This window comes from Virgibacillus chiguensis (genome assembly GCF_900129865.1).
In the GTDB taxonomy this organism is placed as follows: Bacteria; Bacillota; Bacilli; order Bacillales; family Amphibacillaceae; genus Virgibacillus; species Virgibacillus chiguensis.
In genome coordinates, this window is record NZ_FQXD01000002.1 from 296,421 (window position 1) to 323,206 (window position 26,786).

The window sequence follows — 26,786 nt, forward strand, 5'->3', positions numbered from 1 at the left end:
TTTATAACTGAAGAACGAATAAATCTAGATCAATATGCAATTTTAATGAAGATGAGAAACAACGAAAGCTTGCTTAAAAGAACTATTTTCTCTAGACTAGTTCGTTTTTTATCGTACTTCTAAGGGTACAGATAAAATAAGACACTCCTTTTCAAACGTTTTTGTGCAAGAAATCCAATCAATTACTTGACAATATAAAGTTTCTATTTTACACTAGGTTACATAAAGTAATAATAATAGTAATTCAACTAATTTGTGGAGGGATAGTTTTTATGACGAAATCGGTTTGGAATGTAGACTCCGTTCATAGCGAAATTGGCTTTTCAATTAAGCATATGATGATTTCAAAAGCAAAAGGAAATTTTATTTCATTTGATGGGGAGATCAAAGCTGACTTAGATCAATTTACAGATGCAGAAATTAAACTTACTATTGACGTAAGTAGTGTGGATACAAGAAATAAGGATCGGGACGACCATTTACGCTCTGCTGACTTTTTCGATGTAGAAAATTATCCAAAAGCTACATTTATTTCCAAAGAAATTAAAAAAACATCTGACAACCATTATGAGGTTATTGGAGATTTAACACTTAAAGGAACGACGAAAACAGTGACCCTCGAGGTTATTGTTGAAGGTCAAAGTAAAGATCCGATGAGTGGAAATACGGTTGCCGGCTTTAGTGGAGAAACTACCATAAGCCGAAAAGACTTTGACCTAACATGGAATACAACTTTAGAGACTGGTGGCGTTTTACTTAGTGACGATGTAAAAATTAGTTTCGAGATTGAGGCGCATAAACAAGATTAATGGTATGTAAAGAACAAAGGCTCGGGGCGCCCGGTTAGCAATGTAGCGACTAGAACGAAGGCGACTAAAGTTTTAGGAATTATGGTGAGACGGTGTTGACGAACCAATGATGACTTAGCGTAGGGCGATTTCGTGAAGTCGCCTAATTGCTGGGCGCTGAAACCGGACGTGGCTAAATAACATAGTATGTTTATCCATAGCTGCAAAATTGTATAAAATTGCCTAGACTAGGACATAGCCGAACAACTAATAATGCTATTTGCTCGGCTTGTTTGCTATTTAAAATTTTTCTGGAAATGTTCAACAATATCTGAGGAATAAACACGAACTACTAATTTCCCATCCAACGCATTCGCTCGCAGTAAAAGCGGTTGATTATACTTATTTTTAAAACTAAAGTCAGGTCCCCACCAACTTACGGTTGCATCCTTTCCTGGCGGGACATAGGGAACATTTTTACTATGAGCATACCTTTCTACAATTTCAATTCCCTTTAAATCAACAGCATTAAATAAAGTAGACGATACTTGACAAATGCCACCGCCAATATCTTCAGCTAATTCACCTTTAACAATAACTGGTGCACGCTTATATCCTTTTTCCTCTGTTCTCTCCCCTACTACTGTATTAAATGAAAATAACTCACCAGGAAACACCACATGGCTATCTATCGCTTTGGCAGCTAGTTCAATATTCGTGGTTCTCTCCTTATTGGATTGTCTAAAATGAGTAACATAACTACCTAATTGTTTTTGACTAATTTCGATTAATAGCGCTTTATCTACACGAGGGTATATCGGTTTTACAGGAACTTGAAATTCGTGGATATCTTTATTATAAAAAGCTTCTCTAAATCCAATGTGAAACTGATTTCTATCTATAGAAACCCCCGGTTTTCCAGATACAACCTCCCCATTACGGTCTAATTTTGCATTTATTGGAGGCTGGTAAACCTTTTCATTTAAGTACTTCATTAGACTTTCCAATTTTAATTCATTTATAAAAAGTTTTTCTACATTTTCTAGCGCATATTGATCCATTTCTACACGTTTCATCTTAATTTCTTCTGTTTGCACTTCATTAGCTATAACTTTCTCAACTGGTAATAAAAACAATACGAATATGAACGCACAAGCAAGGAACCTCATTATAAGAACGACCTCCCATTTATAGTATAAGTAAAATAAGGGCAAGTCATTCAAAAAAAGGGTCATCATTAGAAAAACTTATTTTATAAAGTAGGTATTATAGAATTATTTGCCTGCCCAACATGAACCTAAGCCCATGGTATCACTCTTATCAAACCATATGTCTGCTATTAAAAAAGAGTAATATGCATTCCGTTTAACTATGTACTTCTTCTATTTGACAACCAATATTGAACGCCCTAAAAATTTTTATGCTTTCCTATAGTATAAAAAACTACCTCACCTAAAAATAGGTGAGGTAGTTTTTTTACCTAAAATCTCTCGTTTCTTCCATATAATCACTTAACAGTCGATACCCAATTAACGAAGCAATAACTAAGAAAATCCCACATAACGTTTTATTTTTCATATTCGTAAGCCTCCCCATAAGTTTTAAATCATATTAGGCTGTGAACATCTTAAAATGGACGAAATTTTCCTTTTTTAAGTACTAGCTTAGGTCCACCTATAAGGTATAGAGAACGATTATCTACTACTTTCTTCATCGCAGCTGCTGCTTTTCCTTTAAGTTTATTGTCATTAAACACATTTGCGATTCCATCGGAATGACCAAGTGATGCAACTGTTCCTTTACTCTTAAAGACAAAATCAGTTAATGGCTCATTGTTTAATAAAGCAACCAAGTTTGCAGCTACCACATCCGCTTCTTGCATAGCTAATTGTGCAGTTGGCGGATACGGACGATCTGCGTTATGATCCCAAACCCAAGAACAGTCACCTATAACAAAAATATTCTCCTCACCAGACATACGTAAGTCACTATCTACATTTACTTTTCCTTTCGTAAGTTCAAAGCCAGATTTTCCTAGCACAGAACTTCCTTTTACGCCGCCTGTCCAAATAATTGTACCAGCCTTAATCAGTTCATTGTCTTCTCCTACAATGAACCCTTCTTCTGTACATTCTGAAATTGGCGCGCCAATTTTAATTTCTACGCCACGATTTTCTAATGATTTCTTCGCATATTCAACCAACTCTTTATCAAACATTGGTAAAATAGATGGAGCTGCTTCTACATTAATAATTCTTACTTTATTACGATCAATATCGTATTTTTTACATAATTGTGGAACACGTTCTGCAAGTTCCCCAACTAATTCTATTCCTGTAAAGCCAGCACCACCAACTAAAATATTCAAGCTATGTTCATCAACACTTTCACCTGAATTATATTTTGCAAATTGATATTCTATGTGTTCACTAATTACACGACTGGAATCAATATCTTCAATAGCAAACGCGTGCTCCGCCATGCCTTTAATTCCAAAATCATTTGATTCAAATCCAAGAGCAACAACAAGATAATCATAATCCAATTCACTGTTTTCTAAAATGACACGTTGGTTATCCTTATCGATTTTTGTTACAGCATCAACGACAAGCTTTACTTTATTTGGATTAATAACATCACTAATTATAACGCGAGCTTGATTTGGATTAATCGTTCCTGCAGCAACCTCATGTAACCAAGTAGATTCATAATGATAATTATGTTTGTTAACTAATACTATTTCTGCTTGTTCAGGAGACAATTTTTGCATAAGGCGTTTTGTTGTTGTTAGCCCTGCATAACCCGCCCCCAACACCACTATTTTGGGTTTATTTAGACTCATAAAAACTTCCACCTTCCTATAAACTTACTTCTATATTGTAGGAAAAAGCGCTCCTCTTATAAAATATAATAAAATGACATCAACACGCTTATCCTTCATTTACAATATAATTATCATAACAAATATTTCATATTTAAGCCATTCACAAGAAGATTCTTTTCTCCCTCCTTTTTACATATTGACCTTTTAAAAAATACTGACAAGCTTGATTAGTTGCTGTTATTTATTCACTCTCTTCATCCATTTCCTACTCCATCTCCATTTAAACTTATTTTTTAAACGCTTTCAACATTTTGTGTTATAATTTCATAATAACGTATATTATGAAAAAACGGAACAAGGTGGGGATTTTTATGGAACAAACGGAAGTCCGTGTAATTAATCATAAAGGGGAAGATGTAGCACCTAACGGGAAAGAAATTGGAGATATTATCGTCAAAGGAAATGGTGCCTTACAGCATGCTGCACACCAGCAAACACTTGAAGATGGTTGGATTCTCACAGGTGATAGAGGGACAGTAGATGAAAATGGGCGTATTCATGTACAAGAAGCAAGAAAAGATATTCCTCATTCCACAGGTGCTATATCTACAGCCTACTTAGAGCAAACTTTACAGCAACATCCATCTATACAGGAAGTAGCGGTTGTTCCTATACCGCATAAAGAAAAAGGGGAAATTGCACACGCTTTTGTCGTTTTAAACGAAAATGAAAACACCATATCTGAAGATAGCCTCCTTTCTTTTTGCAAGCAACATTCTGAAGATTCCTATATTATCCACATATCCATTGTTGAAGAATTGCCAAAAACAGCTAGTGGAAAAATTTTAAAAACAGAGTTAAGAAACAGACTTTAGATTATTAATAGCAGTATTTCATTGAAATAAAATAAGCAAATGACATAAAATCTAAAAACTATATTGACAAATGCTAGATAAATTGGGATAATACAAAGGATAAATTGATACGGTTACCTTTAATTCAGTCCCGTGAGGCTGCCAAGGTGAAACAGATAGAAATCTGTTGATAAAAGAAATAAGCTTGTTTTTCTTTTATAAAGCACCCTGCATGCACAAACACGGCAGGGTGCTTTTCTTATGCAGCACGGTAGCCGTTAAATTAATAGGAGGAATACAACGTGACACAACATAAAGAAATACAAGTAGATGAGCGCTTACCTTTGTTAACGAGTTTACCACTTAGTATCCAGCATTTATTCGCCATGTTTGGCTCAACGGTACTTGTTCCCATTTTATTTGGGGTCAATCCAGCAACGATATTAATGATGAATGGTGTTGGTACATTAATTTACTTATTAATTACAAAAGGGAAAATTCCTGCCTATTTAGGCTCTAGTTTTGCATTTATTTCACCTGTTACAGCAGTTCTTACAGATTATGCTGGTGGAGATGGTTACAGCTATGTATTAGGTGGTTTTTTAGCTGTCGGTGTTGTTCTATGCATCGTCGCCTTTATCGTTAAACTTGCTGGCACAAGCTGGATTGACATCATTTTCCCACCTGCTGCTATGGGAGCTATTGTTTCGGTTATTGGATTAGAACTTGTACCTACTGCTGCTGAAATGGCTGGGTGGATCGCACCAGTTGGAGCAGATGCATCATGGACCATTAACTCAGACACAGCTATCGTCGCTTTACTCACTTTATTAATCACAATTATTTGTTGGGTAACGTTAAGGGGTTTTTTGAAAATCATCCCTATTTTAATCGGAATTATTTCAGGGTATATCATCGCCTATTTTTTTGGATTAGTAGATCTTTCAGCAGTTCGTGAAGCAAGCTGGTTTTCCATGCCAGAATTTTATCAAATGAAATTTGATTGGGGAGCTGTTTTAACCATCTTACCAGCAGCCATTGTGCTTGTACCTGAACATATCGGTCATCTATTTGTAACAGGGAATATTGTTAAAAAAGATCTTGCCAAAAACCCTGGTCTTGATCGTTCACTAGCAGGTAATGGCATATCGACCATTATTTCTAGCTTTTTCGGCTCTACACCTAACACAACATACGGTGAAAATATCGGCGTATTAGCAATCACGAAAGTGTACTCTACATGGATCATTGGTATGGCAGCAGTTCTTGCTATTATATTGTCATTTGTAGGAAAACTTGCAGCACTGATTTCTTCTATTCCTACCGCTGTTATGGGAGGGATATCTTTATTACTGTTCGGTATTATTGCAGCAAGTGGACTACGCATGCTAGTAGAAGCAAACGTAGATTATAACCGTTCGCAAAATTTAATCCTATCAAGCGTTGTATTAGTAATTGGGGTAAGTGGTACGACTGTGCAGATTGGCTCCGTTGCCTTATCAGGTATGGGTTTAGCAACAATTGTCGCTATCCTCCTTAGCATCTTCTTTAAAATATTGGATATACTAAAATTGTCAAATGAAGGTTAAGACTTCCCCTATTAAATTGTAACATAAACAATCCGAACGAAATGGACCATATGGTGGACAAAACAAGTTCGGATTGTTTATTTAATGACTTACATCGTTAAAAAATGGAAATTAGAAAATCAATGAGAAGGACAAAATAGCCAAAGATCAGTGATGTCAATTTTTTCCCTTACATGTTCATCTTTTACATGCTCATCTTTTTCCAAAGTATAACAAGCCTACCAGAGCACCAATTACACACATAATAATTGCAAAAACAAGGAATGGTATTGCTCCAAATTGGTAAATCAGCGGTACAGAAAGAGCTGTTACGAGACCCCCGCCAAGAAATGGTTCATATACAAGTTGCTTATAACCGAAACCTTCAAAAGCAGGTGTTTCACTTCTAGGGTCTACAATCCGCATCAATAATAGACCTGTTGCCGTAATTCCCATCGATTGCCCAAAATCACCAATTCCACGTTCGAACCAATAAGAGGGAATCATTCTTGGTGCTAAAATTAAAAATCCCAACACATTCCATACTATCCCTGTAATTGCTAGTAACAGAAACGGAACAATATAATCCCCTATTACATCAATGGATACTGTACCTATAGCCGTTAAAATTAGTAAATCTAACGCAAATCCTTGAATGCGATTAATCATATTTCTATCTACAATTTGTGCGTTATCTATTTTATTAAAAAATTTCTGGACAAATATCCCGCCAATCATGGCAAGTGGAAATAATGGGATATAAGTCATAAACGTAGAGTCTGTAAACGGTGTAATAATAACCGACTCTAGCCATATGAGAACTTGTAAAAGGAGGTACCCGACTAATACGGCTAAGCCAACCAACGCAAAATGTAACGACAATGGTTCAATAGACTCTGGTCGTACAGTCATTTTAGCAGCCGGATCACGATTTTCAAATTCCATAATTCCTTGCTTTCGTAAATCTGAAAAACCTTGTACATTTTTTATTACATGTGTCTTTTCTTTTCGTACCGCCCAGTTAATTAAAATAATGCCGACAATTACACCTGATAATATCCCAATGGTAGCAAGACCTACTGCCAAATCATATCCTTGTGCAAAGCCAATTTCTTCAAATGTTCCAGCTAAACCAGCAGCTGTCCCATGTCCTCCTTCAAATGCTACCTCAATAAGGGCACCAGTTAGCGGCGGCAGACCGAATACGGGACTCAATACAAGTATAGCTAACAGAATTCCTATCACATACTGACCCCAGCCAATTGTCCAGCCAAAAGCTAATTGTGGTCCACCATAGTCCCATACCTTTCGTAATCCTGGAATAGAAGTTCCAAGAAACAGTGAAGCAAAAACGACGTTAATGAATAACCCCGGTAAATCGCTCCAGACTGCGGTCACTTGCTCCGGAAAAATCCCATTCACCCAAAAAGAGTCTTCTGCTACAAAAAGATGTAGTATTTTCCCAAGCACTTGCGGTCCAAGCATTAAAGCTATAAAACCTCCAATTATGGATGCTGGTAAAAATAAATTCTGCAACCAAGCAACCCTTACTCGCACCCATTTTCCTAAGAGCAAAAAAGCGGCCACATATAAAAAAGCAAATCCAACTTGGCTTGCTGTCATTTTGAAAACCCCCTTCTTTATTATTGGTGCTATTGCTTTTCCCCAGATGATGGTTTTCAAAACTTTTACCTTATGAATCTGACTAAAACCCTAGACATTTCTCAAATTAGTTGTTGCCATAGCTTTTCCTCCATAGAAAGACGAAGGGTTTCTTCATAAGGATTTGACGAAAGCCTCCGTTTATAAAACTAAAGTGCAAACTAGTACTATATCATACGCTTGCTATAATGTGTAAAATACGATCCTCTATCTCTTTACCTTCGTCTTCATCTACTAAATGATTTAATAACAGAGAGAAGATGATATTATCCTTTTTAGTGTGCATATATCCGGAAAGCGTACTTACACCATAAATGGTCCCTGTTTTAGCCTTGACATCAAGCTTTTCCATACGCCCTTGTAGTGTACCGAGCATACATGGTTCTTGTGCAACAGTATGTGGTAACGCATGTAAATATGTATTAAACCAGTCTATTTTTTGAATTTTGTATAGTAGCTTGGTTACTTCGTTCGCAGGTATCATGTTTATATGTGATATACCTGAACCGTCTCGAATAACCATTGTTTCCAAATTCATTCCTATGCCGTCCATTTCCCGTTCTAAAACTTGCAACCCTTTTTCCCAGCTGCCCTCTCCGTAAACTTGTCTACCCATTTCCTTTACAAGTATTTCCGCAATGGTATTATTGCTATTTTTCATAAATGGAAGCATTAGTTTCTTTAAAGCGGGAGAATGGTGCTTATATAATAATGTTGAACTATCCGGGGCTTGCCCACGACACATCCCCCCCTCTATGAACACTCCTTGCTTTTTTAACGCTGCTTGAAAAATATGTAGCGCGTAATCAGTTGGCTCCCAAACGGCTAGCCATTCTTCCACCCCCTCCCCACCTTCTGGAATTTCTCCTGATAAATAAATCGTATTTCCGTTCCTCTCTCTTATCATGGTAACATCTTCTTCTCCCCCTTTTTTCCCTGTCCTTATCGTATTGAACACATCTATATAGGCTGTTTTTGGTGATACAGATATCTTAGCATCATCTCCATATTTTTCAGGCAATATTTTCACATAAACACTTCCTGCATCGTACCGATGATCTGGTGAAACAGTTAATGCAGAGATGGAAGATGCATAATGAAAAGTCTCATCATTCCAAATTACATCCTGCGACAAGCGAACAGCATCATACCACGTATCATCACCAATTATACTTCCTGCAATAAAATGTATTTCTAATGCATGCAATTGTTGAGCCAATCGTTGATACGTTTCTGGCAGTAACGTTGGATCCCCTTTACCAACTACATATAAATTCCCCTTTAGTTTTCCTCCTTCTATCACTCCGTCTGTACGTAACTCCGTACTAAAACAGTACTTCTCCCCTAACACGTTCAAGCTAGCCGCAGCTGTTAGTAGTTTCATATTGGAGGCTGGAAGAAATCGCGTATCTCCCATATGCTCATAAATCATTTTCCCGGTATTTGCATCCCTTATACTTATACCTATCAGTGCCCCTTGTAATCTTGACTCATTCTTTATATATGCTTCTATACTTTCTTTCACCAGACATTTCCCCTCTTATCTTCATTTATTATCGCATGCTTGTAAATTTGTATATAACTATTTCCATATGGTGAAGGGCAATCCTTTTTTTCATGTTAAATTTATCACTGCTTACTGAAATAATTTTTAAAATATAGATTGCACTGCATTTTTAACAAAACGTTGATGTTTGGAATTAAATACCACTAGTAACATGGGGCAAAACTGCTTATAATAAGAACAAATGTTCTTTTCAGGTGTAGAATCTTTTTCATTACATTGATAGGCTTTCACCATAAAGCTGTAGCAATAACCCCAAGTTTTTCTAATGAGGATGATGTTTGATGGATTATTCCGTTTATCCCCGTAACGATGTTTTATGCATCGATATGCGTTCTTTCTACGCCAGTGTAGAAGCGGTTAAATTAGGGCTTGATCCAATGGAAACTTTATTAGCTGTTGTAGGCGATCCCAACCGTTCAGGTAGTATTGTACTTGCTGCTTCTCCTGCACTCAAAAAGAAATATGGAATGAGTAATGTCAGCCGTTATTTTGAACTACCAAAGGATCCAGATCTACATATTGTTCCAGCACATATGGCAGACTATTTAGAAGTGTCCACAGAAATAACTAAATTACTTTATCAATATGTTCCAAAAGAGGCGATCCATCCCTATTCTGTTGATGAAGTATGGGTTACTGTTAACGGATTGCAAAGGCGATTTGGAAATCGTCTAACTATAGCGCAACGGATTAAACATGATATTCTAGAATGTTTTGGCATTACATGCTCCATTGGTATTGGAGATAATAAGTTTCTTGCTAAAGTCGTGATGGATATTCATGCAAAGAAACAAGGCATTGCCGAATGTACATATGAGGATGTACAACAAAAACTGTGGCCCGCTCCAGTGGAGGCGATTTGGGGAATTGGAAGTAGAATGAAGAAAAATCTCGAACGAATGGGCATTATAACATTAGGACAACTCGCGCGTTTTGACTTACAACGACTACGAAAACGTTTCGGGGTTATGGGAGAGCAATTATACTGGCATGCATGGGGGATTGATTTGAGTCCCGTTATCGGCAATTTTGTGAAAACAAAGCAAAAGGGGTTTGGCCATGGTATTGCATTACTACGCGATTACGCAAAAGAAGAAGTTCATGTCTGTATACTGGACCTTTGCGAAGAAGTATGCCGAAGAGCAAGAACCGTTCAGATGGCAGGAAAAACCATTCAACTTGGAATTAGTTATTCAAAAGAAACAGGGGGCGGCTTTTCCCGTTCGACTTCTATTTCTATACCAACTAACGCCACAATGGATATGTATCATGTTTGTATGGGGTTGTTTTTTCGTTTTTACGATGGTAGAAGTAGTATTCGTCGAGTATATGTGACTTTAACCAATTTATATACGAAACAAGATACACAACTGAGCCTATTTGAAAATCGTACGAAAAAAGAGGATATTGGCTATACAATGGATGCGATCCGAGCAAAATATGGGCCTACCTCCATTCTCCGTGCCATTAGCTATACAGATGCAGGCATTACAATCGAAAGGAGCAAAAAAATTGGTGGGCACTATGCTTAATGGAGAAATAAAAATGAGTGACAACATGAGGAGGTGACCTGACCAGAAATTTGCGTATGAATGTCAATAATGCAAAACCACCAGTTCACACCCAACACTGGTGGTCTTCTCAGCAACTAGCCTTTATTAATGGTTTCGTGAAATTTCAAACACCTGAAGAGTTAAGTAAGAAAAAGCACCGTTATTTTACTTGTACGATACCCCACCAAACCTCCCTATGGTGTGAAAATATCGCTAATCAACTGCACATCCTCTGCGGCAAGTGCAATCGTAGCAGCACGTTTGTTACTAACAACTTGTTCTGGCCGCTTGGCACCTGGAATAAGGACATCTACAGAAGGACGGGTGAGATACCATGCTAAAACAATATGAGCAATTTCTTCGTTATATTTCTCGGCAATTGGTTTTAATTTCGCCACTTTCTTAAGGTTTTCATGAAATGTATCACCTTGGAAATTCGGATTTTCAGCTCGTAAATCTGTAAATGTTTGATCTTTAGCATATTTTCCAGCAAGCAAGCCTGATTCCAGTGGAAAATAAGGGATAAATGTAATATTTTCTTTTTCAGTATAAGGAAAAAAGCTATCTTCTGCCTCACGTTTTAGTAAATTGTATTCGCCTTGTACTACGTCTACATAGCCATCTTTATTCGCTTCTTTCAATTGTTCCAATGTGAAATTAGACACACCTATGGAACGAATTTTCCCTTCATCTTTTAATTCTTTCAACGCTCCAACTGCCTCATCTTTTGGTGTATCTTGATCTGGAAAATGAATATAATATAAATCAATATAATCTGTTTGCAAGCGGCGAAGACTATCTTCGACGGACTGCTTCAAAAAAGTTGGTGAATTATCCATGACCACTTCATTACCAACAAATTTATGCGCTCCTTTTGTTGCCAGCACGATATCTTCCCGGTTATATTCTTTCATCACTTCACCAGTTAACTCTTCAGAGCGTTCGGGTCCATAAATATATGCCGTATCCAACATATTAATCCCTTGATTTAAGGCTGTACGCACAACATTCTTTCCTTGTTCCTCATCAAGCATATTTGGATACAAATTATGCCCGCCGACAGCATTGGTACCTAACCCAATTGGATAAACAACGATATCTGATTTTCCTAATGTAACTGTAGTCATAAGTAAAAACATCTCCTTTTCATATGATTTGCTTTACTATCTTTAATTTACCATAAACAAATGCTCTAAACATCCCAACGCAAAATCACTCAAACGCTAGGTTTTTTCCTACATCATGCTCTGTTGCTTTAAAAAACTTCAATTAGAAGGCTTATTCTCCTGCCAAATTTCTGAAAAAAAAGAGTATGTAAACCCTTATCTCCAAATACAACAATATTACTCTTATCGTAAAAAACCTTTCATATAAAACGTTGTCCTATTATACAATAAATAAGTGAACCTGTTTCACTTATACTATGTATAGAATTTAGAGTTTCAAGTAATAGCATTCGCCACAAAAACCGGCGATCGGCCAAATACGAAAAGGAGATGATACGATGCTGCATATTCTCGTAATCGGTGGGGATAAAAGATATATACATGTTATCGAAACATTAGCTAAATTAGAAAACAACTTATATTTAATTGGATTTGATACAGTTTCATTTGATAAATCTAATGTGAAGCATGCCAAATTAGAGCATATGGATCTTTCTATTATCGATGCGATTATTTTACCTATTGCAGGGACAGATGAAAGGGGCCAAGTTGAAATCATGTATGCAAATGGACACTTTTATCTTACAGAACAAATACTTTCCTCTACTCCTGATCATTGCACCATTTATACAGGAACTGCAAATGATTACTTACAGGAAATGTGTAAAGCAGCACAACGAAGTTTAATACGATTATTTGATCGAGACGACATTGCGATTTATAATTCTATCCCAACAGCAGAGGGGGCATTAAAAATTGCGATAGAAGAAACAGAGGAAACGATTCATAACGCAAATGTATGTGTGCTTGGATTTGGCAGAGTGGGGAAAACAGTAGCACGACTTTTTCATGCAGTCGGTGCTAACGTATATGTAGTAGCTAGAAACCATGCAGATTTAGCTAGGGTTACAGAAATGGGGTTAACTCCTATAAAACCTAATCGACTACATAAGCTACTAGCTGATATGGCTATCTGTATCAATACAATCCCTTCCTTAACTATCGATGATGAACATTTAAGCAAGATGTCGATTTCTACCGTAATTATTGACCTGGCTTCAAAACCTGGTGGCGTAGACTTCGTAGCTGCACAAAAACGGGGGATAAAAACCGTGCACGCGCTCGGTTTACCAGGCAAAACAGCACCTAAGTCAGCTGGTAGAATAATAGCTAATATATTATTGGAAAGTTTAAAAAGCGAACAGAAACACCAGTAAAAAAACTTGGATTTTCATCCATTCTTATAGCAAAAAGCTGTCATTTTGCTTATGAACTATATACTTTCCTAAATGTAAATAAAAATCACAAATTGCTAAGTTATAGAAACGTACTTTCCTGCAACATAATGAACAACTTCGGAATCATTCAAAAAGCGAAGCCCCAATGCTGCATTACTGTTTCTCGTAAAGTGTATTCTCGCTTTCATTTCCTAAACATCTAGAGAGTCTCTCTTTGCGTGATTTTCAAAAGCGATGATGGCTCGCTCAAAATGAGCCATCATCCATGCTATAACTTTGACTTATCCAGTATATACTGCAACTTCTTAAAGCGAGCGAACTTAAAGGAAAAAGCTCTATTTAATTAAAAATTTTGTTCTGCTAGAGCCGTCTTTGGACTTCGTTACTTCAAGCACAGCTGGAAAAATTGCTTTTAATTCTTGCACATGAGAAATAATGCCAATCATTCTTCCTGACTGCTGCAAATCGACTAACGTATCAATTGCTTTATTCAATGCCTCTTCATCAAGCGTACCAAAACCTTCATCAATAAACATCGTATCAATCGAAATAGCACCTTGAAAGCTTTGAATCACATCAGACATTCCGAGCGCTAAGCTAAGGGAAGCGTTAAACTTCTCTCCTCCTGATAAAGTTTTTACATCTCTCGTTTGGCCTGTGTAAGCATCATATACATCAAGAGCGAGACCACTTTGTCTCCCGTATGATTCTTGACGATCACTACGAATAAAGGCATATTGCCCATTTGACAGTTCTTTTAACCGCTCATTTCCTGCAGCAATAATTTGTTCTAAGTATTCAATCTGCAAATAACGTTCAAACGAGACTTTTCGATGATTTTGACCTCGAATCATATCATATAAATCAGCTACTCTTTGCAACTGACGTTCATAATTTGTTACTTTTTCCAATACTTTTTGTACCGATTGCTTTAACCCTTTTGCCTCTTGTTCATACTGTTTGGATTCATTCCATCTACTGAAAGCTAATTCGTACGTCTCTTTTAAACGATGTAAATCCTGTTGCATAACAGTTACATCTAACTTCTCCTTACCTACTAACATAGCATCTAATTCTTGAACCTGTTCACGTAATGAAGATATAGACTGATAGTATTGTTCTAAATCTTGTTTCAATGCTACCCGTTCAGATTCAGGCAATTTTGCTTTTTGATAAGTGGCTTCAGAGGAAAAACCTTCCTTTTCTAAAGCTTGTAAAAATTGGTCGACAGAACTCTCTCGCTTTTTAACCGTTTCATCCAGCTGCTTCATGGCTTGCGTGAGCTCTGATTGAACTTTCGTTTGTTCCTGTTTCCATTTCTGTTGCTCTTTTTGTATAGCTTCCCATGCACTTTTTAGTTGCTCTAAATGAGTGGCTGTTTTAGCAATTTGCTCTTTCAAGTCTGCAAGTACACGCATGCTCTCTGGTACAGACTGTATCCTTTCCTGATAAGCTGCCTGCTTTTGTGCTAATGTTAACTTTAATTGTTGCTCCAATTGCTGTTGCTCTTTTTGCTTTGCTTCCAATGCTTTATATTCGGATTGAAGTTTTTCAAGCGCAAGCTTCTTTTCTCCACGTTGATGACGTGCTTGTCTTAGCCTTTCTACCTCAGCATTTAGCTTTTTACCAACTGTTGCAAGTTGCTCCTCTTTTTGTTTTACATTTGTGCTAGCTATATGCTGCTTTTCTAATTCAGTTGCTTTTACGCGAACATTTTCTTGATTCGCTTTTAACTTACCACGTACATCTCGATATGCTGTGTCGACTCTCTCAAATTCTCTTCTCGCTTTTTCTAATTGCTCTTTCGTCACTTTCTCCCATTGTTGTGTAGCTTTACTCGGGTGGTCTAGACTTCCACAAACCGGACATGCCTTCCCTTCATGCAAATGGGCAGCTAAATAAACGGCTTGGTTACCCATCCATGTTTGTTCAAGTTTGTTATAATGCCCTTTCATTTGGATAGCTATTTTTTCTTTTTGCTTCGCTTCGGTTTTCAACAAAATTTGCTGTTCCATTAGTTTACGATATTCATGTACTAACCTAAATTGCTCACGCATCGTATTTAATTTTTCCTGTTTATCAGGAAGCTTCTCTACAAACTGGTCAAGCTCATGCATATGCTTTTCCATTTGATCTATTTGGTCCTTTTTCTTCCCCAAAAGTTGTTCTGTAGCATAAAGGGTATCAGCTGCCTGCTTTGTTTGATTTTTTATCGTCATTAACTGCCGTTTCATTTCATCAATTTGTTCCACAATAGGTAAATAATTATTTAATCTATCTAGCTTTTTCCGAACCTCTTCTCGCTCAGGCTCCCGTTTTTCTTCAGCCTCTAATTGTTTGTTTACATTACTTAATTGTTCATCGACACGCTGCTTGTGATGCTTTCCATTTTCTAGTTGTCGTTTTTTTCTTTCTTCCTCTTTTAGCCAATCATTTCTCTGTTGCTCCAAGAGAACAATTCCTTGTGCAAATTCCGCTTGCGTAAGTTTTTGCTTTTTTTGTTGATATTCCGCTTCTCGTTGTTCAAGGTCTTTTAAACGAGCTTGCTTTTGCTGTAGTTCTGTAAACCGTTCATTTATAGCCTTTGCCTCATAAAATTCCTGTTGTTTTTTATCATGGGCAAGATATGCTTGCTCATATTTCTGTTTATCTGTTGCTATTTTCCATTGATAATAACGACATTCCTCTTCAAGACCGCGCAAAACTTGATGCATGTTATAGCTTTCTTGCTCTAACGTTTGGAAAAGTACGGCGTCCTCTCGTATTGGTAAGGAAGTATGAATTTGCATTATATATTGTTTTTGTTCCTGCTCTGCTTGCATAAATGCTTCTTCTGCTGCTGATTTTTTTCGCCTGAATCGCTCTGCAATGGCTTGGTAGGTCTCCGTTTTAAACAATCGTCGCAAAATTTCTTCCTTATTTTCCGTTTGCGACGTTAACAATTTACGAAATTCACCTTGTGGAAGCATAACAATTTGTTTAAACTGATCTTGCGTGAGGCCAATTAGCTGTTCTATTTTTTTATCAATTTCAGAAACAATCTGTCGATCTACACAAGGTATTTCACCGTCATTCGTGACTTCAAAAAACTCATATCGTTCTCCCGTTTTCGTTTTATTCCCTTTTTTCACATGTCCCAATTGACGTAAAACACGATACTGATCTCCTTTTAATTCAAACAAAAGTTCAACAGCTGTATGAACATCATCTTCAGCAAAATCACTTCGAAGCATCGTATTATTTTCTCTATCTTGGCCACTGGCAGCGCCATATAACGCAAAACAAATCGCGTCAAAAATGGTAGTCTTTCCCGCTCCTGTATTACCACCAATTACAAACAAACGATGATTCCCGAGTTCATCAAAATGAATAACTTCCTTATCCTTGTATGGACCAAATGCAGTCATGGTTAATTTTATCGGTCTCAATTGTATTCACCCTTCCCAAACCGTTCAGCTTTTTATTTCTTCTATCTTATTGAAGTGTATGAGTGGCATCTTTTGTCTCATCTTGTTCTGTTAAAAGATCATGTAAGGTTTCTTGAAACAATTTTACGGTCTCCTCGTCTGGAGCCTCTCCTTTCACTTCTTTATAAAAAGCTTCAAACAGTTCCATATCTGACATTTTTGTTCGTTCTACCATTTTTTCCTTCTCAGAAGCATCAGGCGTTGTGAAAAACGTTTTCCTCTCAACGTGCATTGCATTTGGATACACAGAGCGGAGTTTTTCCATCGGTGATAAGACAGGAGTTTCATCTGTCAGTTTAATAAATACATAGTCTTCATTCATTGGTTGCTGTAAAAGATCATCTAATGCGCCTTCCACTGTTCGCATTTCTCTTTTCGGTAGGAGTAGCTGTTTTTCAATTTCTACTTCACCTTTCCCATCTACATTCACAATAAAAAAACCTTTGCGATGATTTTCTTCAGAGATCGAATATTTTAAAGGAGAACCTGCATAACGAATCTCTTTTCTTTTGACATAATGCGCTTGATGAAGGTGACCTAAGGCAGTATAGTGAAAGCTATGAAACAAATCAGCTTCTACGTATTCAGATCCCCCTATAGACAATGGTCTTTCTGATTCACTAGTATTCGCCTCGCTTTCCCCATAAGGGGTCACAAAAGCATGTCCTACAAATACATGTCTGGCATTTGGATCCATGGATGCTTCTATATGTTGAATAATTATTTTCATGGCATCATTGTGCGTCCGAACGGTATCATTACCAAAAACATGACGTACAATGCTTGGATCACAGTAGGGAATGAGGTAGACATGGACTTCTCCATACGCATCATGTAAGACTACTGGCCTAATTGGTTTTGAAAGGTTCCCTGCAATATGCAAACCATTTTCACGTAATATTTTACTTCCAAAATCAAGCCTACTCGGACTATCATGGTTACCTGCAATTGCAAGAACCGGTATATTTAGCTCTAAGACGATTTTACCTAACGTTTCATCTAATAAATGCACAGCTTCTGTAGGCGGTACTGCTCGATCATATAAATCTCCTGCAATAATAACAGCATCAGGCTGTTCCTCTTCAACAGCTTGAATAAATTTTTCTAAAATATAACTTTGATCATTGGTCATATGTACGCCTTGCACAAGCTTACCAAGATGCCAATCTGCTGTATGAAAAAATTTCATCGTTAAAACTCCTCCCCGTATACAAGCGTATTTTTAACTGAAATACCATCTAGAAATACTTAAGCAATCCGATTCAGAAAATCGCTACGTCTTTTTGACGATAATGTCGCTTTGCTTATACTATAATAGAGGTTTTATATTTTCCTATAGTGCAAAAAATCTTATCCTAGCGTGGCGTTTAGTAACTCGCTCTCACCTAGTTTTCTATAATAAAATACATACCTTAAAACCATTTATGTATCAATGATTTGCCTTCCATTTTAGTATAAAGCAAATTCTAACATCAAACCAGTTTTCATTTTACACGATGTTCCTATCTGGATGTAGAATGTCATTCTTATTCTAATAATCCTATTACTTACAAATTGAAGCACGATCTTGCTTTTATGGATGGATGCAAATAACACCCTTTAATAAAGAAAAAAGCCTACTGATTGAAGAGTTATATTCCAGTAAGGCTAGATCCTATTGAAATTTTAAACTTTTAAGTACCACACCATGCTCCTTTTCTAATAGTGCCATTTAAACGATATCATTACAGCGTAACAAGCAACATCTTGTGTGCAACATGGCTTTGATCGACAAATTTACTGATGCTTTATTTCGTGCAACGAAATACGGCATATGGAAGCTTCTCCTTATACCTCTTCGTCAACGCTTGGTGTTGATGCAGTATATCTAATGCCTCATCTATCTCTGAATTTGAAAAATGAAAATCTTGTGCTTCATCTATCGTTATAGGTAATGGATTTAGGCTTGGTTGTTCAATATTAATTTGCTTAAAACTAGACTGAGAGAGTTTTTCACGCCATTCTGTTTCTGTTAATAAATGACGGAACCCATAAAATGATGCGATTGCATGCTTATCACTCTCTCCCACACTTTCATCAACCATTATTTCAACAGCTAAGAAACATCCATTACATTTTAAAACATTCCTAATAGAAGTTAACGATTTTGATATATTTGTAAATGCTAAAACAGATTCCGAAAGAACAATATCAAACTGCTCACTCCAACACATCTGCTCTATATTACCTTGAACGACGGAAATGGGAACTTCGCCATCTAGAAATCTCTGCTTAGCTTTTTCCACCATGATCGGATGGATATCCATTGCTGTAACAGAACATGCATATTGATTCGCGATAAAAGCCGCCGTCTGCCCTGTGCCACACCCAATATCGAGTAATTTAGTTGTATGATCAATAGATTGCTGTGCTACTATTTCTTTTGTTAACTTTAGCCCTCCTGGATGGGCGCCGCCTACTCCAAGCTTAGCCAAACTTTCCAAATAATTCACACCTTCACCTCCACGCATTTAATATATGCGCCCCTCATTACATTCGATACAAGTCCCTATTTCTTCCGACATGCATATGCTATCAAAGTGACTTTTTCCAAAGGAGGTGCAGAAAAAATGGCGGGGGTTATTCGTACGGATAAATGGCTGCTGCATGACGATAACCAACCACTCCAAATTGCCAAACGATTAAAAAAATATTTTCCTAATGCGGAAGCAGAAGACGTTCTCCATCATCTGACAATGTTCGGCATGAGTCGTTCAGCAGTAACCAAAAAACAAATACAGAAGATGCAGGGGGCAAATACATGGAAAATAGTTGCAAAAGATTATCAACAGTTGCAATATGATTGGGAAGGAGCTAACATTCCTATTTTTATTCTTCCATCTGATACTGCCAATCATAAGTTACGAAAAGAATTTAATGGAAAAGCCGGGCTGAGCTTTAACGATAAAATTTTCTTATTTCTATCCGAGTGGAATACTAAAATGGAGATTCGAGCGCTCTTAACACATGAGTACAACCATGTTTGCCGGTTGACAAAATATAATAAACCAGAAAGTAAGTATACGTTATTAGATACGATTATTTTAGAAGGAATGGCAGAATACGCTGTTTACAAACGGCTTGGTGCAGAGCATACAGCTAGTTATATTGGAAAATATAGCGATGATGTATTACATCGATTTTGGAACAAATACATTGCACCCAAAAAAGAACTAGAGCCAGAATCAAAAACATACTACCACTTACTGTATGGATCACATTTATACCCAAAAATGCTAGGATATTGTGTTGGAGAATGCCTTGTTCGTACCTATGCGAACAAACATGAATTGTCTTTAAAAGAGTTGTTTACGATTGAAAGTGAGCAAATTGCTGAAACAGATATACTTGACTAGCAGAAACTTACGTATGTTTTAGCAAACTACGAATCACTCTAGCCGTACAGTAGCATAAAAGAGAAATTCTTGGTCGCCTCTAAGGATGACCTTTCTTTTATCACTATCGAATGTTTATTACAAGTGTATGGCTAGGCTCATTTTCTTATATGATAGACCGTTAAAGATTCTATACTCATCTATCGCATGAAAAATATCCGCGGAAAATAACTATTATTTCCGCGGATATTTTATCCTATTAGTCTACTAACATTCATGTCTTTTACTTTTTTTAATACGATCAATAATAAAAAGAATGGCGCAAACGACAAGCATCACCATTGCAGTAAAAACAAACGGTATCCCCCACCACTCGGCAATTGCTCCGGAAATAGAAGAGCCAGCGACAACTCCTAATGAAAAAAACGCATAAAATATGCCATATGCTTTTCCGCGGTCTGTTTGAGTAGAACTTTCTGCTACCATACGGTTCATGGAAGGAAAAACAAGTGCAAACCCGATCCCATACACAATCATAGTTAAAATTCCTAACCAAAATTCTGTAATATAGCTTAAAAACAGCATCGAACTTCCTATTAATAATATACCCGCCCCCACTAAAGTCAATGGTTGCGCTCGATCATAAATTCGATTAATAGGAGTTAAGAATACTATTATTGCCATAATTCCGAACGTGCTCAACAATGCTCCAGTTGCACTCGTATCCAATCCAATCGCTTCCACCTTTAAAGGTAATGCAAACGCTAATGTTCCATTACTAATCATTAACGCAAACGCTGCTAGGGAGGCTTGCAATAATAAAGGGTTTTTTAATAATGGAATGAAATGCTTGACATGGACTTTGGATCTATCTCTGGAAATAAATGATTCTTCTAAATAGCGAAGGACTAGAAAAGACGTCATGAAAAACAACCCTGCTACGAATAGAAACACATACTCTATCTGCCCGCGAGCAGCTAAAGCACCACCAACAGCTGGTCCTACAATGGCTGCAATTCCAATCGCTGCACCTGTAAAAGCCATGGCTTTTCCTCTAGAACCAACCCTCGTCTGGTCACCTACATACGCAAAAGCAGAAGGAATTAAAAAACCACCAGCAAGTCCATGTAATAATCGAATAATAAATAACTGCATCCCTGTAGCAGCAAGAGGGTATAACAATAAAATAACCGTCACGGAGATCATACCAATAAACAGCATGCGCTTTCGGCCATACTTGTCAATCCAGTGTCCACCTACTATGTTTCCGAACATATTTGTTAATGAATAGACAGCTACAATTGCACCTGTTAATATATTTGAAGCCCCTAGACTCTTGGCATATGGAGTTATGATGGGCAATTGAATAAACGTATCAATAAATGAAACAACAATAATAAAATATAAAAGCTTTTTCACATATCTCTCCTCACTTTCCAACCTATTATACCTAAATTCATAGGAAAAGCGATGGCAAACGTAGAAAAATGTTTATTCGTCACAGTTTTTTCAAAATATGTTTCAAATGATATGTTTATTGGTATTATATATATTGACTTATTCCTTTTTTACGCTATAGGGGAGTATAACTTTAAAATATTGTACAAGCAAACCAAGCGCGTTTTTTACCATAAAGCTTGATGGATAAGCCAAGTTTTTTTATTGCTTCTTACAAGCAAGAAGTGCTAAGCGAGCACATAAAAATCAATGGTGCATTGTAACTTTTCTTATATTTACTAAGATAAACAGCACAGCTAGATACGTCCATTGGGCATTTTTTAAAATATTTTCAGGGTTTAACTTAAGTTTTGAAGTTCTGTAAGGTGTCACCTCTGCTGTTTTTTGGTACGATAGAAAGTACAAACTTTTTAGTGGCGGGTTTCTTTCATTCCACAAGGATATGATCTATGATCATGCGGTGAGCCTTGCACATGTTTATTAGGAAAAATCTAAAATAAAGAAGGCGATTATTAACTATGCATATCTGGAAAAAATATAAACAGACTTCATTTGTCATTAAAATGACTATAGCTTTCATTGCTGGAATCATTATCGGATTAATATTTCAAGATCAGACAGATATTCTCGAACCATTAGGTACGTTGCTCATTCACTTACTAAGTTTAGTCGCTATTCCTGTTATCTTCCTGACAGTGGTGCTCGCAGTAAATAAAATGAAAATTCATCAACTCGGTCGTATGGGTGGCAAATTAATGTTATACTACATGGCTACGACTGCAGCCGCTGTGTTAATAGGCCTCGCATTAGCTTTATGGATCAACCCAGGTACAAGCTTAACGCTTCCAGACACGCAAGTGGAAGAACCTGAAACACCAAGCTTTTCAGATATACTGTTACAAATTGTGCCTAAAAATATTTTCACTGCATTTACATCTGGAGATCTCATGGCTATCTTATTTATTGCTGTCATTATGGGCATTGCTATTTCTACCATGCGCTATGGGAATGACAAAAAAATGAAAGAATACGGTGACTTATTAAATACTTTTTTCACCGCGCTCAATGAAATGTTTTACAAGATTTTGCAAGGAGTCTTGTTATACGCCCCAATTGGAATTTTTGCTATTAGTGCAACTGCATTTGGAAGCCAAGGTTGGGACACTTTCCAATCGTTATTAAAATTTACGGCGGTTTTTTATTTAGGCATTTTACTATTATGGGTATTCGTATATACAGGCTTTTTAAAATTGGCCAAAGTTCCTGTCATTTCTTTCTTTAAGCAAACGAAAGAAGCCTATACCACTGCATTCTTTACATCTAGTAGTATTGCCTCCCTCCCTATTGCCATAAATTCAGCTAAAAAAGCAGGCATTTCGGAAACAACAGCGAACTTTGCACTTCCACTTGGTGCTGTTTTCAATTCCGATGGTGGGGCGTTAAGAATGGGTGTTTCATTGGTATTTGCAGCAAATATTACTAATTTAAGCCTCTCACCAACAGATTTTCTAGTCATTGTTATGATCGGCACTCTACTCTCCATAGGGACAGCAGGCGTACCTGCGGCAGGCTTAGTAACCTTATCAGCTGTACTAAGCATGTTCGGCTTACCACTTGAAATCGTCGCTTTAATTGCCGGAGTAGATGCGTTAATTGGAATGGCTGGTACTGCTTCAAATGTCATTGGAGATATCGTTGGGGCGACAGTTGTTGATAAATCAGAACGAAAACGAGCTGCATAAAGGATGTTACGTATATTTGAGCATTTTCTGTCTTTATGTATGAACAATCGAGAACAGTATGCTTATATAGCATGCTGTTTTTCTTTCACGCACAATCCTATAGGAATTGCTTGGTAACATATGAACAATTATTGAATGTAAGGGTTATTGTCTTGAAAAATTACCCCCCTATCTATATAATAATAATGTGAAATAATTCACATTTAAAAGGAAGGGGTTTTACTTATGGAAGCAGAAATAAAAAAACAGCAATCGATCCAAAGTAATCAGTTGCTAAAATTAGAGTACGTATTAGGAATTGTTGCTATTATATCCGTTTTTATTTTAGGCAGCGTACTTCTAAAGACAGATATGTTATTTTTTAGACTACTCATTGGGGTGGGGCTTGGGTATACGTTAACACGTGCTTATACCGGTTTTGCTGGAAGCATTAATCGCGCTTATGCCACTGGTTCAACAAAATTGCTTCGAGCGATGGCATTAATGTTTTTTGTTACTACGTTAGCAACGACTACATTTTTATTGTATTCTAACCCTACAAACTACGATTTATGGATTAACCCAATTAATGTTGGTTTAATTGCAGGTGGATTGTTGTTCGGATTTGGCATGGCCTTCTCTTCATGCTGTGCATCAGGTGTGTTAACCGATTTAGCGACAGGTTTTCCTAGAGCACTAATCACCCTTTTATTTTTTGGTATTGGCATTTTTATTGGATTTCCAATTCAGCATACGGCTAGTTGGGTTTCTGATTCATGGTTTTCTACCTCTATAGGGAGCCAACTACAAGGCGGCGTATTCTTACCGGATCTTTTTAAATGGGATGGTCTAAACGGATATGTTGGAGCAATTTTACTTACTGCACTCTTCTGTGGAATAACCGTCTATTTTGCCTATCGTTATGAAAGAAAAAGAAAGCAACAAAATCGATATATGGAACATGAAACAGAAAAATTACAAGAGCAACCGGATACATTTGATAGTAAAGATTATAAACTATTCAGCCAAGCAACTTACAACCGTGTTTTTATTAAACCATGGTCTCTGAAACAAGGAGCAATTGTAATTAGTGTATTATTCGTATTACTAATGGGCGTTACAAAAGCTGGCTGGGGAGCTTCTACTCCGTTTGGTATTTGGTTTGGAAAAATAGTAATGTTCTTAGGAGTTTCGCCAGAATCCGTTGCTTCCTTTACTAAAATGTCAGCTGAACCGTTTGTATTGCCTTTCTTCGAGCATCCAATATCTGTCCAAAACTTTGGTATCTTAGTAGGAACGGTGATCTATTTATTAACAGCTGGGAAAATGAAAACAATGTTTTTACAAGGTGCTCATATTCAAAAGAGAGAAGCAGCTCTATTTGCTTTAGGTGGGATTACTATGGGACTTGGCACAAGACTTGCCAATGGATGTAATGTCGGAGCGTTATTTACTCCAATTGCAAACTTCTCCCTATCAGGTTGGATATTCTTTATCTTTTTAGCATTAGGCGGTATTATCGGTAATATGCTAGCTAAACGTTTATTTTAATCATCCATTTTTTGAAGGAGCCTATGTTTTTGCTTGGCTATCGCCCAAGCTTTTATATTAAAAGCTTAAAACAATAAATACAAAGATCTATACTTCATGTAGTACTAAAAAATTAGTATTTGTGAGCAAAATTTAAATTTTTTTAACGACAGAGAAATTACCGATACGGGTATATGTACAAAAAGTGATTTTTTTGGTATGATTGCTTTAAACTTAAATGTTATCTGATTCACAAATGAAAGTAGTATTTGAATGATGTGATGCATTGTACTATGTGTAAAAAGGAGAATGAAGATGAATAAAAAAATTGTTGTTATCGGCGGTGTTGCCGGTGGCGCTTCAGCTGCAGCAAGAGCTAGAAGATTAGACGAACACGCTGAAGTGATTATGTTTGAGCGAGGCCCTCATGTGTCCTTTTCAAACTGTGCATTGCCATTTCACTTAAGTGGCATTGTTGAAAATAGCGATGATCTAGTCCTAATGAACCCAGCCCAATTCAAAAAACAATACAATATCGAGGCACGTGTAAATAGTGACGTGATTTCTATTAATCGTAGGAATAAAACGATTACAGTGAAAAATGTGCTAACTGGGGAAAGTTACGATGAAAGTTATGATAAACTCGTCCTCTCTCCTGGAGCAAACCCTATTGTTCCGTCTATACCTGGAACAGAAATGGACCATGTGTTTACCGTACGAAACGTAGTTGATATTGCTAAATTAGATGCATATGTCAAACAAGATACCGTAAAGCAAGTAGCTGTCATTGGTGGTGGATTTATTGGTATTGAAGTTGCAGAAAATCTTCGCTTAGCTGGATTGGACGTATCGTTAATTGAATTTAGTAATCAAGTTATGGCTCCTTTCGATTACGATATGGCGCAAATCTTGCATAAAGAAATGATCGATCAAGGTGTGAACTTAGTTGTAGGTGATGGCTTAGCAAAAATAGAAACAAATGAAATTGAACTGCAATCTGGTAAAAAACTAGCAGCAGACGCTGTCGTGCTTGCTATTGGTGTAAAGCCAGAAACTACTTTAGCAGAGCAAGCTGGTCTTGAAATCGGACAAACTGGCGGCATTAAAGTGGATCATAATTACGTCACAAACGATTCTGATATATATGCAGTTGGAGATGCCATTGAGGTGTATCATAAACAGACCCACAAGCCTACTAGACTAGCTCTAGCAGGACCTGCGCAACGTCAAGCTCGAGCTGCTGCTGACCATATGAACCGAATTCCACATCGCAACACGGGAGTTATTGGTTCTTCTTGTATCCATGTGTTCGATTTAAATGCTGCGGCTACTGGATTAAATGAAAAAGAAGCTAAAAATGCGGGTATTTCTTATGATTTTGTTTATATTATTCCAAATGATAAAGTTGGCTTAATGCCGGAAAGTCATCCGATTCATTTTAAATTAATTTATGAATATCCAACAGGAAAAATACTTGGTGCTCAAGCCATTGGCAAAGGCAACGTTGATAAACGCGTCGACGTCATTGCGACGATGATTACGATGGGTGGAACATTAGAAGATTTAAAAGAGCTGGAGCTTTGTTATTCTCCAATGTTCGGAACAGCGAAAGATGTCGTTAACTTTGCAGCATTAGTTGCGCTCAATCGTTTAAACGGCGAATTCAAGCAAGTTCCGGTAACAAACGTACGTGAATTAGTAGAAAGTAACGCTTTTATTATGGACGCTAGAGAAAAACATGAATACGAACGCGGTCATTTGAAAAATGCAGTGAACATACCTTTAAGCGAATTTAGAGATCGACTAGATGAAATCCCACAAAACGAGCCTGTATACGTGCACTGTCGTTCTGCACAGCGTAGCTATAATGCAGTGATGGCATTACAGCACTTGGGCTATACCAATGTGTATAATATATCAGGATCTTTTCTAGGAATTTGTTTATATGAGTATTATAATGATCAAGTAACTGGAAGAGAAAAAATCGTCACTGCGTATAACTTTAAGTAACGATAA

The 26,786-nt window shown here is 37.0% G+C and carries 18 protein-coding genes; 9 read left to right on the plus strand and 9 right to left on the minus strand.

The window, feature by feature from the left end; genetic code table 11:
* Positions 1–272 precede the first annotated feature (272 nt).
* Positions 273–809, plus strand: a complete 537-nt coding sequence (locus tag BUB45_RS03920; RefSeq protein ID WP_073005486.1) for a YceI family protein — start codon at positions 273–275, stop codon at positions 807–809.
* A gap of 275 nt (positions 810–1,084) precedes the next feature.
* Here the strand turns inward: BUB45_RS03920 and BUB45_RS03925 are convergent, their stop codons facing one another.
* The gene (locus tag BUB45_RS03925; RefSeq protein ID WP_073005488.1) at positions 1,085–1,957 is read right to left on the minus strand and encodes a VanW family protein; all 873 of its coding nucleotides are present in this window, start codon (positions 1,955–1,957) and stop codon (positions 1,085–1,087) included.
* 458 nt (positions 1,958–2,415) lie between these two features.
* Positions 2,416–3,630, minus strand: a complete 1,215-nt coding sequence (locus tag BUB45_RS03930; protein ID WP_073005490.1) for an NAD(P)/FAD-dependent oxidoreductase — start codon at positions 3,628–3,630, stop codon at positions 2,416–2,418.
* Between the two features lie 353 nt (positions 3,631–3,983).
* Here BUB45_RS03930 and BUB45_RS03935 point away from each other — a divergent pair, with 353 nt between their 5' ends.
* Both BUB45_RS03935 and uraA read left to right on the plus strand, forming a co-directional pair.
* Positions 3,984–4,487 (plus strand): AMP-binding enzyme, encoded by a 504-nt coding sequence (locus BUB45_RS03935; RefSeq protein ID WP_073005492.1) that lies wholly within the window; start codon positions 3,984–3,986, stop codon positions 4,485–4,487.
* A gap of 281 nt (positions 4,488–4,768) precedes the next feature.
* Positions 4,769–6,055: a uracil permease gene (uraA, locus tag BUB45_RS03940; protein ID WP_073005493.1), complete on the plus strand. Its 1,287-nt coding sequence runs from the start codon at positions 4,769–4,771 to the stop codon at positions 6,053–6,055.
* A 192-nt stretch (positions 6,056–6,247) separates the two neighbouring features.
* On the opposite strand, the gene BUB45_RS03945 is transcribed toward uraA, so the two are convergent.
* Positions 6,248–7,657 carry a sodium/glutamate symporter gene (locus tag BUB45_RS03945; protein ID WP_073005496.1) on the minus strand — a complete coding sequence of 470 codons (1,410 nt, stop codon included), beginning with the start codon at positions 7,655–7,657 and terminating at the stop codon, positions 6,248–6,250.
* A 211-nt stretch (positions 7,658–7,868) separates the two neighbouring features.
* Positions 7,869–9,221, minus strand: a complete 1,353-nt coding sequence (gene dacB / locus BUB45_RS03950) for a D-alanyl-D-alanine carboxypeptidase/D-alanyl-D-alanine endopeptidase (RefSeq protein ID WP_084723523.1) — start codon at positions 9,219–9,221, stop codon at positions 7,869–7,871.
* A 323-nt stretch (positions 9,222–9,544) separates the two neighbouring features.
* On the opposite strand from dacB, the gene BUB45_RS03955 reads away from it, so the two are divergent.
* The gene (locus tag BUB45_RS03955; RefSeq protein WP_073005498.1) at positions 9,545–10,795 is read left to right on the plus strand and encodes a DNA polymerase IV; all 1,251 of its coding nucleotides are present in this window, start codon (positions 9,545–9,547) and stop codon (positions 10,793–10,795) included.
* 215 nt (positions 10,796–11,010) lie between these two features.
* On the opposite strand, the gene BUB45_RS03960 is transcribed toward BUB45_RS03955, so the two are convergent.
* Positions 11,011–11,943, minus strand: coding sequence for an aldo/keto reductase (locus BUB45_RS03960; protein WP_073005499.1), 933 nt, complete (start codon positions 11,941–11,943; stop codon positions 11,011–11,013).
* A gap of 377 nt (positions 11,944–12,320) precedes the next feature.
* On the opposite strand from BUB45_RS03960, the gene dpsA reads away from it, so the two are divergent.
* Entirely contained in the window at positions 12,321–13,199 is an 879-nt protein-coding gene (gene dpsA / locus BUB45_RS03965) for a dipicolinate synthase subunit DpsA (protein ID WP_073005501.1), read from the plus strand.
* Positions 13,200–13,555: 356 nt separating this feature from the next.
* Here the strand turns inward: dpsA and BUB45_RS03970 are convergent, their stop codons facing one another.
* From BUB45_RS03970 to BUB45_RS03980, 3 genes are all read right to left on the minus strand, one after another.
* Entirely contained in the window at positions 13,556–16,648 is a 3,093-nt protein-coding gene (locus tag BUB45_RS03970) for an AAA family ATPase (RefSeq protein WP_073005503.1), read from the minus strand.
* A gap of 46 nt (positions 16,649–16,694) precedes the next feature.
* Positions 16,695–17,876: an exonuclease SbcCD subunit D gene (locus BUB45_RS03975; protein WP_073005504.1), complete on the minus strand. Its 1,182-nt coding sequence runs from the start codon at positions 17,874–17,876 to the stop codon at positions 16,695–16,697.
* Positions 17,877–18,474: 598 nt separating this feature from the next.
* A complete protein-coding gene (locus BUB45_RS03980; RefSeq protein ID WP_170861700.1) occupies positions 18,475–19,179 on the minus strand; it encodes a class I SAM-dependent methyltransferase in 705 nt (234 codons plus the stop codon).
* A 117-nt stretch (positions 19,180–19,296) separates the two neighbouring features.
* Here BUB45_RS03980 and BUB45_RS03985 point away from each other — a divergent pair, with 117 nt between their 5' ends.
* The gene (locus tag BUB45_RS03985; protein ID WP_073005507.1) at positions 19,297–20,082 is read left to right on the plus strand and encodes a DUF2268 domain-containing putative Zn-dependent protease; all 786 of its coding nucleotides are present in this window, start codon (positions 19,297–19,299) and stop codon (positions 20,080–20,082) included.
* 246 nt (positions 20,083–20,328) lie between these two features.
* On the opposite strand, the gene BUB45_RS03990 is transcribed toward BUB45_RS03985, so the two are convergent.
* The gene (locus tag BUB45_RS03990; protein ID WP_073005509.1) at positions 20,329–21,480 is read right to left on the minus strand and encodes an MFS transporter; all 1,152 of its coding nucleotides are present in this window, start codon (positions 21,478–21,480) and stop codon (positions 20,329–20,331) included.
* A 557-nt stretch (positions 21,481–22,037) separates the two neighbouring features.
* On the opposite strand from BUB45_RS03990, the gene BUB45_RS03995 reads away from it, so the two are divergent.
* The 3 genes from BUB45_RS03995 (at position 22,038) to BUB45_RS04005 (ending at position 26,780) form a co-directional block, all read left to right on the plus strand.
* Positions 22,038–23,261 carry a dicarboxylate/amino acid:cation symporter gene (locus BUB45_RS03995; protein ID WP_073005511.1) on the plus strand — a complete coding sequence of 408 codons (1,224 nt, stop codon included), beginning with the start codon at positions 22,038–22,040 and terminating at the stop codon, positions 23,259–23,261.
* Between the two features lie 225 nt (positions 23,262–23,486).
* The gene (locus BUB45_RS04000; protein WP_212590742.1) at positions 23,487–24,791 is read left to right on the plus strand and encodes a YeeE/YedE family protein; all 1,305 of its coding nucleotides are present in this window, start codon (positions 23,487–23,489) and stop codon (positions 24,789–24,791) included.
* A gap of 294 nt (positions 24,792–25,085) precedes the next feature.
* Positions 25,086–26,780, plus strand: a complete 1,695-nt coding sequence (locus BUB45_RS04005) for an FAD-dependent oxidoreductase (RefSeq protein ID WP_073005513.1) — start codon at positions 25,086–25,088, stop codon at positions 26,778–26,780.
* The last annotated feature ends 6 nt before the right edge of the window (positions 26,781–26,786 follow it).

Coding starts and splice junctions, on each gene's coding strand:
- BUB45_RS04000 (WP_212590742.1), top strand. CDS start 23,487: ATGGAAGCAGAAATAAAAAAACAGCAATCGATCCAAAGTAATCAGTTG.
- BUB45_RS04005 (WP_073005513.1), top strand. CDS start 25,086: ATGAATAAAAAAATTGTTGTTATCGGCGGTGTTGCCGGTGGCGCTTCA.
- BUB45_RS03945 (WP_073005496.1), bottom strand. CDS start 7,657: ATGACAGCAAGCCAAGTTGGATTTGCTTTTTTATATGTGGCCGCTTTT.
- BUB45_RS03935 (WP_073005492.1), top strand. CDS start 3,984: ATGGAACAAACGGAAGTCCGTGTAATTAATCATAAAGGGGAAGATGTA.
- BUB45_RS03995 (WP_073005511.1), top strand. CDS start 22,038: ATGCATATCTGGAAAAAATATAAACAGACTTCATTTGTCATTAAAATG.
- BUB45_RS03975 (WP_073005504.1), bottom strand. CDS start 17,876: ATGAAATTTTTTCATACAGCAGATTGGCATCTTGGTAAGCTTGTGCAA.
- BUB45_RS03985 (WP_073005507.1), top strand. CDS start 19,297: ATGGCGGGGGTTATTCGTACGGATAAATGGCTGCTGCATGACGATAAC.
- BUB45_RS03955 (WP_073005498.1), top strand. CDS start 9,545: ATGGATTATTCCGTTTATCCCCGTAACGATGTTTTATGCATCGATATG.
- BUB45_RS03925 (WP_073005488.1), bottom strand. CDS start 1,957: ATGAGGTTCCTTGCTTGTGCGTTCATATTCGTATTGTTTTTATTACCA.
- BUB45_RS03920 (WP_073005486.1), top strand. CDS start 273: ATGACGAAATCGGTTTGGAATGTAGACTCCGTTCATAGCGAAATTGGC.
- BUB45_RS03930 (WP_073005490.1), bottom strand. CDS start 3,630: ATGAGTCTAAATAAACCCAAAATAGTGGTGTTGGGGGCGGGTTATGCA.
- BUB45_RS03960 (WP_073005499.1), bottom strand. CDS start 11,943: ATGACTACAGTTACATTAGGAAAATCAGATATCGTTGTTTATCCAATT.
- dpsA (WP_073005501.1), top strand. CDS start 12,321: ATGCTGCATATTCTCGTAATCGGTGGGGATAAAAGATATATACATGTT.